Annotated in this window: 8 protein-coding genes and 2 pseudogenes; 8 read left to right on the top strand and 2 right to left on the bottom strand. The window is 68.2% G+C overall.

Annotated features, from left to right (window positions below):
• A pseudogene (locus VN520_RS14460) lies at positions 1-104 on the top strand (IS5/IS1182 family transposase); the annotation flags it as partial.
• A 479-nt stretch (positions 105-583) separates the two neighbouring features.
• On the opposite strand, the gene VN520_RS14455 reads toward VN520_RS14460, so the two are convergent.
• Positions 584-994 (bottom strand): Imm10 family immunity protein, encoded by a 411-nt coding sequence (locus VN520_RS14455; RefSeq protein ID WP_325747313.1) that lies wholly within the window; start codon positions 992-994, stop codon positions 584-586.
• Between the two features lie 540 nt (positions 995-1,534).
• On the opposite strand from VN520_RS14455, the gene VN520_RS14450 reads away from it, so the two are divergent.
• A complete protein-coding gene (locus tag VN520_RS14450) occupies positions 1,535-1,816 on the top strand; it encodes a hypothetical protein (RefSeq protein ID WP_325747312.1) in 282 nt (93 codons plus the stop codon).
• 182 nt (positions 1,817-1,998) lie between these two features.
• On the opposite strand, the gene VN520_RS14445 is transcribed toward VN520_RS14450, so the two are convergent.
• Complete coding sequence (locus VN520_RS14445; RefSeq protein ID WP_325747311.1) at positions 1,999-2,688, bottom strand: HAD family hydrolase; 690 nt, start codon at positions 2,686-2,688, stop codon at positions 1,999-2,001.
• Positions 2,689-2,822: 134 nt separating this feature from the next.
• On the opposite strand from VN520_RS14445, the gene VN520_RS14440 reads away from it, so the two are divergent.
• The 6 genes and pseudogenes from VN520_RS14440 to VN520_RS14420 all read left to right on the top strand — a co-directional run.
• On the top strand, positions 2,823-4,037 hold the full coding sequence (locus VN520_RS14440; protein WP_325747310.1) for a helix-turn-helix transcriptional regulator: 1,215 nt from the start codon (positions 2,823-2,825) through the stop codon (positions 4,035-4,037).
• 101 nt (positions 4,038-4,138) lie between these two features.
• The gene (locus VN520_RS14435; RefSeq protein WP_325747309.1) at positions 4,139-4,696 is read left to right on the top strand and encodes a hypothetical protein; all 558 of its coding nucleotides are present in this window, start codon (positions 4,139-4,141) and stop codon (positions 4,694-4,696) included.
• Between the two features lie 126 nt (positions 4,697-4,822).
• Entirely contained in the window at positions 4,823-5,557 is a 735-nt protein-coding gene (locus VN520_RS14430; RefSeq protein ID WP_325747308.1) for an HNH endonuclease family protein, read from the top strand.
• A 90-nt stretch (positions 5,558-5,647) separates the two neighbouring features.
• Positions 5,648-5,839, top strand: a pseudogene (locus VN520_RS39505) (hypothetical protein); the annotation flags it as partial.
• Between the two features lie 88 nt (positions 5,840-5,927).
• The gene (locus VN520_RS14425; RefSeq protein ID WP_325747307.1) at positions 5,928-6,569 is read left to right on the top strand and encodes a hypothetical protein; all 642 of its coding nucleotides are present in this window, start codon (positions 5,928-5,930) and stop codon (positions 6,567-6,569) included.
• 328 nt (positions 6,570-6,897) lie between these two features.
• Positions 6,898-7,178: hypothetical protein (locus VN520_RS14420; RefSeq protein WP_325747306.1), on the top strand; the 281-nt coding region annotated here is incomplete at its 3' end.

Here is a 7,178-nt window from a genome sequence, read left to right as displayed (position 1 = left end):
CCCTCACAACCAGCTCCGAAGCCATGATCCACATCGCCTCGATCGACAACCTTGCCAAGCGCATAACGGACGAGACCACACCCACCTGGCGAGGGACTTACTAGGAGATAAAGGGCAATCTGCCTAGATCAAACGCCCTCTCAGTAGCCGTTCGCGACACCAGCGCACTCCAGGGGCTCGATCTTTCTGCAGAGCTCGCGGGCTCGCGGATGAACAAGAGGTCGACCCTGGAGCTGGCTCGCGCCGTGACGATCAACGTCCGAGTAGTCCCCGCGAGTTTCGCGGTGATCACGGAGGCGTCGGGCTGCGCCGCTCTTGACAGAGGCCTCACGGGCCTGGAGAAACGGAGGCATCAGCCCGGCGCCCGCGTCATCACCGCGAGCCCCGCAGCGGACAGCGATGCCGCTCTTTGAGGAGGCCTTGACGGCCAGGGGGGATCCAGGCATTCGCTGTCCTGTGCGAGCAGTTGCCCCGGGTCGTTGCATGGTCCCGGGCCGTCTGCTTACGCACTGGATTAGGGGAAACGTGCAGTGTCAAGGGAAGATGCAGTCCGAAATGTTCCGTCCGGGGTCTCCCTCTCTTGTCAGACTGCTAGCCGCGTAGGCAAGGCGTCCGTCCGCCCGTAGGTGAGCACCTGGGCGAGGACCTCGCGGAACCGGGCGACATCTTCGGCCGGAGCCTCGATGACGGCCTCGATTTCACCGTCGTCCAACCGAAGGCTCCCCAGTGCCTCGGGATCGAGCGAAATGCGGAGGACGTTGCCATCCAGGACGGCTTCGCGCACACATCCGTAGGCAGTCCCCTGGTCGACGGTAACCAGGCAGTGCGTGTCCATTCCCAGCGCCACCTCCTGCTCATCGGGCTCTTCCTCGCCCGCCATGAACATCAGGATGAAGCCGCTACCGTCCTCACCTTCCGCAAGGCCGGCCTCGGTGAAGTAGCCCTCAGGATCGATATCCGTGCCGGCGGCGCGAGCGGTGAATCGGTATGTCATGACGTGGTTGTATCAGTGCGGTCAGATAGCCGCGACCAGGAGGGGCATCGACGTCGTCACCGCCAAGGTGGGGCCATTCCATGCCGTTCCTCAGCCAGTGCCAGACGACGCCGTCAGTTAAGGAGTCTTCAGTGCACTGATCTGAGGCGGCGGAAGTGAGCGGTGCGGCTGCTGCCCCGCGGTGTCTCGGTGATCCACGCGTCGATGCGCGAGAGGTTGAGGGCTGCCGCTGTGAACTGATGCTGAAGGTGCGTCTTGGCGGCGCCGTGGTAGCGGGAACATCGCAGCCCCATCTGCCGGAGGGGCTGTCTTCCGTTGTGGTCAACAGCTTGCAGGAGACCGCCGAGCCAGAGAGGCGCTGCCACGATGCAAACCCAGTTTTGGTCACAACCGAAGCCCAGCGGCGCACCCCGGTGATGAAGAGGTTGCCTCCGCACGCCTAATACACAAAGAGCTTGAGCGAATACAGTGAGTCATATCGGCGGGTCGCATCATGCGCGGCCCGCCCCGTGAGGGGATCTCACCATGATGTGACGACGCATGGCCGTAACCCTGGGAGCGCTGACAGCAGCCGTGACCTTGACAATTGCGGTGCCGGGATCGGCATACGCGGCAGAAGGCGTCCTCATCGTCAACGGCAATGAACACAAAGACCCCAGCGGCTGCTACGCCATCGACTGGTACCCCTCCTCGGTGACCAACCACACCGACGCCATCGCCGAGGTCCACTCCGGACCGGGCTGCACCGGTCAGGTCGAGTGGCTGGTCTACCCGGGCGAGACGTACTACACGGAAACTGCCCAGAGCGTCTTCATCCTCTGAGCCACGGATCTGTCCCACAAGGCAAGCCAGGCCAAGGTGTCACTTATCCGTGCAGCAGTCCCATACGACTTGGCAGCAGTGAGGGGCTGCAGCCCCTCAGCTGCTCATGCATAGACGAGAACTTGTGGCCCGGCGACTACCAGTCAGCAGGACGTATGACCCCGACGGGTGAGCGTGATCGTTCAGCCGTCGGTGAGTGCCTGGATGACGGGGGAGGGGTCTTCGAGATCGGTTGCGACCAGGTCGGCTCCGGCCTGCCGTAGTTCGGTGATGGTGGAGCGTCCGGTGGCGACCGCGAGGACGGTGACGTGGTTGTTCTTGGCTGCGGCGATGTCGGCCGGTGTGTCACCGATCAGCAGAATGTCCTGGGTCGCGAGCGGAGTGTTCAGGCACTGACTGGCCCTGCGGATAGCGGTGCGGACGAGTTCGGCGCGTTCGTCGTCGTCCTCGCCGTACCCGCCGATGGGGAACCGGATGTGGGTGTCGAGCCCGAAGACCCTCAGTTTGGTCTCTGCCGCTGCCCGGATGTTGCCGGTGACCACCGTCTGTTCCACCTCGTCCAGTGCGGCGACTGCCGCGAGGACGCGTGCGGCACCGGGGAGGGCGTGGCCGCGCTCGCGGAGTTCGCCGGCGCGGAGCTCGTGCTGCTCGGCGGAGAGGCGGGCGAAGGCTTCGAACATGGGCCGGTCGCTGGTGATGCCGTGGAGTTTCGCGGTCTCCCGGAAGATGACGGGCTCCGTCATGCCGTCGACCGCGGCCTGCTCACGCATGGGGTGGCCGGTGATCTGCTCGAAGCAGTGGCCGAAGATTTCACGCCCCACACCGCGGGTCGCGATGAGGGTGTGGTCGATGTCCCACAGCACCAGTTTCACGTCAGCCTCCCCATTACCTGCCGCGCCCCCCTTGCATGCGCTCACGGTGTCACACGTTGGTGCAACTCCCGCTACCGTGCCCCGTCACGGTTCTACGGTGGGACACAGCACCCGTGGAACAAGGGGATACCAGCATGGTTCTGCCCAGCCTGCCGACCGGCGAACGTGTGAGAGAGCTGCGCCGGCGCCAGGGCCGTACCCAGGCCGCGGTGGCCGGGCTGTGCGGGATCACCACCGACTATCTCTCCCAGATCGAGCGGGGGCACAAGACTCCCTCCAGCGACGTGGTCGCCAGGCTCGCCGCCGAGCTCCAGGTCTCCGCCGGCTATCTCCTGGGCGATGCCCAGCCCGCCCCGCCCCCCACCGGGCCGGCTGCGGCCACCGCCGGGACGGACGTGGTCCGCGCCTTACTCGGCCGCCCCTTCTCCCTACCTGACGCGGACCTGCGCGCGAGTGCGCTGCGCGACCGGGTCGAGGACGCCTGGCGCATCTGGCAGACGTCGCCCACCCGTTTCACCGATGCCGAAGCGCTCCTGCCGGCTCTGATCGGTGATGTCGAAGCCGCCTCACGCACCCACCGCACCCTCCCGTGCGAGCTGCGCGAGGTCCGGCGTCTGGCCGCCGACCTCTACGGACTTGTGCGCTCCTACTGCCGCCGCACCGGCCGCACCGATCTCGCCCTCATGGTCACCGACCGGGCCCTGCGCGCAGCCGAGGACGCGGACGATCCCCTGCGGATCGCGGCCGCGCGGTGGAACCTCGGTCACGCTCTGCTGTCCGAGCCCGGTCAGGAAGCGGACGCCGCCGACATCGCGATGCAGGCCACTGACACCCTTACCCGGGCACGGGCAGTGCCTGCCCCGCAGGCTGCGGCTCTGTGCGGCGCTCTGCACCTGGTCGCGGTCGTCGCCGAGGCCCGGGCCCGTCGGGGGTGGCAAGCCCGCGAGCGGCTCACCACCCACGTGCTTCCCCTGGCCCGGCGAGCGGGGGAGGGCAACACCATGTGGACGGTGTTCGGGCCCACCAACGCTCTGCTGCACGCGGTGTCGGTGGAGATGACCGACGGCGACGCGACCGAAGCGCTCCGCCTGGCCGACCGGGTCGATACCGGCCGGCTCCCGTCGAGGGAGCGGCAGTTCACCTTCGGCCTGGAAGTCGCCCGCTGCTACGACCTGCGCCGCGATGACGCCGCCGTACTCGTGCATCTGCTGGAGCTGGAAGCCCTGGCGCCGCAAGACCTCCAGCGCAGCACCCTGGGCAGGTCCCTGGTCATCTCCCTGATGCGCCGCACCCGCCCCGCCTACCGCAGACAGGCCACCGCGCTGGCCGAGCGTCTTCACCTGCTGTGAACCCGCCTGGGCCGGCAGGCGACCCGGACTCTCAGCTCGGGTCGCCCCCGCGGTCCGGCCATAGGGTCCCTCTCCCAGCCCAGCACTCCCGGAGGGACGTCATGGACAGCAGAGCCGCCGGACCGGACACGGCACACGGTGCCGCGGCCGGAGCACGCCTCGCGCCGGCCGGCAGGGACTGGGACGCGGTGAGAGTCACCCGCTTCGTGGGCCTGCAGGCCATCGAACACCTCGGCCCCGCCACCGGGCCCGTCATCATGGATCCCACGCCCCGCACGATGTACTTTCTCGTACCTCCCGGCACCACCCGCACCTGGACTGAGCTGCCCCAGTGCACCGCGCTCGGCGACACCGCCCATCTCGTCCTGCCGCACCCCGGCAAACAGGCGCCCCCCGGCCCTTACTGGCTCATCCCCCCGCACCAGATGCTCGCCGACACCCCAGCCCTGCGTCACGCGCTTGAAACCGTCCTCGGCCCCCGCCCCCACCCGGCAGAGCGCCTGGACCTGTCCCGCCTCACTCTTGACCAGATCCGCGGATGGAACTGCGCGCTGTGCGGCGCCCGCCTCCATGCAGACCGTTCACTGGGCACCCACCGCACCAGCGGACTGCTGTGCGAGGCCACCGAACTCTGGGCCTGCGCGCCCACCTGCCCATGAGGGATCCGCCTGGCACAGGCGGCGCTTCCCGATGTGGCTACGACCAGCACACATGACCATCTGTCAGTAACATGCGCACGCTGCCAACATGAGGAGCTATCACCGCATCCACCAGGGAGTCCGCCCGTGAACCCTCGCCGCCTCGTGCCCGCCGCTGCCGTACTGCTCGCCGTGTCCTTGGCCGGATGCAACCCCCAGGCCGCAGACGACGCCGACTCGAAACCGTCCGGGGCCACGGGCAGGTCCGTGACCCCGCCCGTGCCGTCCGGCGCCGCCGGGGGACCTGCCGGGAGTTCCCTCTCGCTCGCGGACGCTATCGCGAAGATTCCCGCAGGGGTGGAGAAGCGGGACGGATACGAGCGCGACAGCTTCGAGCACTGGGTCGACGAGGACGACGACGGCTGCGAAACCCGGGCCGAGGTCCTCCTGGAAGAGGCCACCGCAAAACCCCAGCAGGGGGAGCGGTGCACGCTCACCGGCGGAGTGTGGCTGTCGTACTACGACGGGGCCGAGGTCAGCGACGCACGAAAGCTGGACATCGATCACATGGTCCCGCTCGCCGAGGCCTGGGACAGCGGGGCGTACAACTGGTCTTCTGAACGCCGGGAGGCGTACGCCAACGACCTCGGGGCGGAGAAGTCGCTGGTGGCGGTCACCGCGAAGACCAACCGGTCCAAGTCCGACAAGGACCCCGCTCTGTGGCTGCCGCCGGCCGACGCCGTGCACTGCGCCTACGGTGCGGACTGGAGCGGCACCAAGCTCCGTTGGGGCCTGAGCGCCGACGAAAAGGAACGCGCCGCACTGCTCAAGCTCGCCGAAGCCTGCCCGGACACCACCGTTCAGTACGAGGTCGCGAAGTAGGACAGCAAAACTCACCGCCTCGTTCCGTCGTGGGGAAGGCTGATCTTCTTCTTTCGGGTTTCTGTTCAGGCCCGCGCCCTACGGCCGCACGTCCGCCGGCTCCGCGCCGAAGACCACGAGATCCGCGACGAGGACATCGCCCGCCTGTCCCCGCTCAAGCACCGCAACCTGAACTGCTCGGCCGCTACAGATTTACCGTCAGCGTCCTGGCCGTCGGCCGCCCTGTGCCCACTGCGCGACCCGGATACGCCGGAGCTGGGCGACGACGAAGACGAGGGGTGACGGGCGGCGTACCCGACTTGTCGGGCCGTTCGTTGTGGAAGTAGAAGTCCCGCGCGGACGCCCGGGGCTGAGAAGAGAAGAGGACGCCATGGCCCGCACGAAGGTCCGGCCGCTGGGCCACTGCGCCCGCTGCACCCGTGCCTGCTGGAAGGATGCGGACGACGCCTCGCGCTGGAACATCGAGTTCGTGAAAGGGCGCCCGGTCGGATACCTCTGCCCCGAGTGCCAGACACCCGAGGAGAACGCCGAGGCGGAGGTGAAGGCGGCCACGCTCGACTACGCCAACACGGCTCCGGACCCCGACGGCCGGCAGAAGGTCGCGCCGGTCGGCGGCTGGCACACCGTGACCGCCCTGGAGCACCCCCTCGTCCGCGAGGACAAGGCCGTCCACCTCGCCGTCGCCGTCGAGGCGGCGGAGCTCCGCATCGCCGTCGGCCCGCAGAGCGACGCCCGCCTCCACGAACTCTTCAAGGAGCCGTGCGCGACGGTCGTCCGCACGGCACTGGAGCAGGAACAGGCCCGGCCGGGACACCGCTGCATCACTTACAACCCCATGTCGGGCCTCGGGCCGGACACCGTCCTGCTCGTCGAGGACCACGCTCTGTGCGAGGGCGGCGAGGACCGCGGCGAACTGATGCTCTCTTTCTCGCCCTCGCTCAATCCCCACCTCCTCACCGCCTTCGCCCCGCCCGTCGCGGAAACTATCCGCTCGGTCCTCCGGGTGGCTTGAGCGCCTGCGCCTGTCGGCAAACGATGGCGCCCTCAAGCGATCAACGCACCACCCCCAGATGATCATGTGATCGTGGAGGCGCAGGTGCGTGATTACGGGTTCTCGCCAGCTCAGCAGAACGAGACCTGGAGACGCTGGCACGAGGGGCAGTCGTTCAGCTTGATCGGCCGGGAGGGACCAGGCCGGACCGGCGAGGAGTGTTCGCCGGTCCGGCACCACACATCATGCCCCGCCGCTGTTCCGGCCGGTGTGGTCGGGGCAGTCGCTCTCACGGGTGAGAACGACCTACCCTCGTTGCCTCGCGGGGGTGAGATCCGTTGGGCACGTCATGCGAAAGATCATGTGTGCTGCGGTCTCCGTGATGGCTCTGGGATGTCTGGGGCAGGCCCCCGCGAACGCCAGTGGGACCGCTGATGACGGGCCGGTCGGTATCGGGGTCATCGGGGAAGGGCTCCGGGTGCGGGAGGTCCGGGCGACCTTGGACGGTTGGGAGGCCGGCGCGCAGGCGCGGGTCAGTCTCTGGAAGGGCGGTAGCTACGTCCGGATGGTGCGGGGGTGGAAGTACACCTCCTCCAAGGAGGCGCGCGGCTACCGGCACGAGTACGCGGC

The sequence above is a fragment of the Streptomyces sp. genome (assembly GCF_035563135.1).
Lineage (GTDB): Bacteria > Actinomycetota > Actinomycetes > Streptomycetales > Streptomycetaceae > Streptomyces.
The sequence above is the reverse complement of the archived record's forward strand: the minus strand, read 5'-3'. Positions and strand labels throughout refer to the sequence as shown.